Annotated in this window: 4 protein-coding genes; all 4 read right to left on the reverse strand. The window is 39.3% G+C overall.

The window, feature by feature from the left end; all coding sequences use genetic code 11:
• Positions 1 to 534: 534 nt before the first annotated feature.
• The 4 genes from O9332_RS23065 to O9332_RS23080 all read right to left on the reverse strand — a co-directional run bounded on the left by O9332_RS23065 (position 535) and on the right by O9332_RS23080 (position 1,785).
• A complete protein-coding gene (locus O9332_RS23065) occupies positions 535 to 789 on the reverse strand; it encodes a type II toxin-antitoxin system PemK/MazF family toxin (RefSeq protein ID WP_223213016.1) in 255 nt (84 codons plus the stop codon).
• Entirely contained in the window at positions 776 to 982 is a 207-nt protein-coding gene (locus tag O9332_RS23070) for a hypothetical protein (RefSeq protein ID WP_002760310.1), read from the reverse strand. The genes O9332_RS23065 and O9332_RS23070 overlap by 14 nt, the downstream gene beginning before the upstream one ends.
• A 310-nt stretch (positions 983 to 1,292) precedes the next feature.
• Positions 1,293 to 1,538, reverse strand: a complete 246-nt coding sequence (locus O9332_RS23075; protein ID WP_043997139.1) for a DUF2442 domain-containing protein — start codon at positions 1,536 to 1,538, stop codon at positions 1,293 to 1,295.
• 7 nt (positions 1,539 to 1,545) lie between these two features.
• A complete protein-coding gene (locus tag O9332_RS23080; RefSeq protein WP_002760312.1) occupies positions 1,546 to 1,785 on the reverse strand; it encodes a DUF4160 domain-containing protein in 240 nt (79 codons plus the stop codon).
• Between the last annotated feature and the right edge of the window lie 537 nt (positions 1,786 to 2,322).

The raw sequence follows: 2,322 nt of genomic DNA on the forward strand, positions 1-2,322 counted from the left end.
TAGACCTCGACCTAATATTATCTCAAGACCAAAAGTCTTTCTAGTTAAGGAATCTACCCGAATAAAAATTATTTTAATTGCCTCATATTTTTTCAGTGAAATTGAATTAGCAACGATAGATATACATTTCAGTTATCGAACTACTTAATTAGTACACAAGCTAAAAGCAAGCTGTGACTGGGTTATAATTTTTGAAGATGTCTATTATTCCCCCTGTAATTTTTCGGGCTGTGTATATGGTCACGATCCAATGACGACTAAGAGCAGATTGGGAAACCACCACCACAATTAAAAATCGTCCCGTCCGAATCGTTGAAAACCACTTAGAAAATAACAACGCCTTTTCATCGCGATCGCTAGAACGGATTAAATCTGGATCGGCTAAAGTCTGGGCTAATTGCTCCTCATCCAGTGCGATCGCCCTCTTCTTGTTAATTAAACTTTAAAACCGCGATCGTCTAAAATTGAGGTTTAATATAATCGTCCCAAACTTTAAGTAGATGGACAGCATCTTCATTTGAAATCCTTCCCAATTTAGCAAGCAGTAAGTTTTTTTTCCAAGCAATCAAGACGGGATAAACGTACAGTAGAGGGAACCCTCAAACCACTATTGGCCCAATCTTTTAATAATATGTCTGTTTGTGTTCGGGGCATTGCTGAGGTCACTGCCGTTACAATAACGTCATCTCCATCAACCCAAAGAATCAACACAGGTCTTTTTTTTGATGATGTACCATCAGTAAATAGAATTTTGGCAACCCAGAACTCACCTCCTTTAATAATCGTCATATAAACCTTCGTCTTCTGGGGCATAACTATTCAAAAAAGAAGAATGAAGGCGATCGCTAACTAAGGTTTTGGGCTGAATAGTAATCACCCACTTCCCTTTACCAATTCCTTGCACAATAGAACTGGGAAGATTGAGTTGCTCCCCTTCTTCAATTTCTACTTCAAAAGCTAATTTTAATAACTGATTTTTCATAAAGCAAAAGCACCTATAATATTGGAGATATTAGCACAGCGCGTAGAAGCATCAGCGATCGCCATCATCAAAAGTGAAAATGACTCGGCTTTGCAATAAAGCATAAGCTAACTGTTCCTCATCAGAAGCCCCAATCAGTCCTTCCTCTGAAGAGATTGTAACATCAATCCCTCACATTCTTAAACCTTTGGCGATCGCCTTAGAAACCCTTTCATCCAGTGCGATCACTATCTTCTTGTTAATTAAACTTTAAAACAGTGCGATCACCTACGCAAATCCGTCTTACGGTTGCTTGAACTATCAAAACAGATTAGAAAGGCGGTAACTGAAAATGACCAGCGACAATCCCCGGAACGGTAATATCCTCATCTAATTCTTCCCACCGTAGAGCATAGCCGTTGACTTCAACCTTAACCGCCGCCAATTGCTCATTCGTTGCTTGTTTCAAAATGCGGAAGCGATCACTAGGAAAACCGATAATACGTCCATCACTGAGTTCAACGTATATCATGCGTTCTTCTGCCCAGGCTCGAATGGCGGCAGGCTCAACAGTCATTATAGGATTAATGTTTGTGGAAATCACGATAAGCACTCCTTAAAAGGTCTTGATTTTTATAAACTAGCCTCTCTACTTCCCGTAGCTCATGGGAAGGAATACCACGATTGGAAGCTAAAATGATTATCGGTTCAAGCCAAAATTTACATTCACCATCAGGAGAACGTACATGAATATGTAGCGGTTCGGAACCTTCATCGGAATAGAAGTGAAACCGAAAATGTCCAATTCTAATGACCGTTGGCATTCAGTGAAATTCGTAATCATTGAGAGTTGCTGGTTCTTTATTATAGTCGGAAATTGTAGCGATCATTGTCGCACGCCAATCAGACCGATAAGGACTTTCAGAGCGCTCGCCAATCGCGTAGGGTGCAATTAACGCACCTTTTTATTTTTATTGGCTTATTATATGCGTTCTTTATCGAAAGCCTCAATTAATAGGCTCTTCTGGTTTCTGTGTGGAAACGAGGTCTATACTGATAGTTTATTTAACCAAATAGTCCTAAAAGTCTTTCCCAGTAAACATTTCACGATTTCATAAGCAAAAATTATCACACAAAGTCGAGAAGAGCCATTAATATCTATTCAGGAGACATTATAACATCAATCTCTCGCATCCTTAAACCTTTGTTGATCGCCTTAGAAATACGGCTCTTCGGTTTGTGTTATGCAATGGACGGGGGTTATAAGGGATGGAACCCTTATAGAGAAAGGCATTTAGCGATTTTTGTCAATTGTTTTTTATCTAGAGCGAACTAATCAATTAAGTCTCTTGCCAGATAAG

The sequence above is a fragment of the Microcystis sp. LE19-10.1B genome (assembly GCF_027530565.1).
GTDB lineage: Bacteria > Cyanobacteriota > Cyanobacteriia > Cyanobacteriales > Microcystaceae > Microcystis > Microcystis aeruginosa.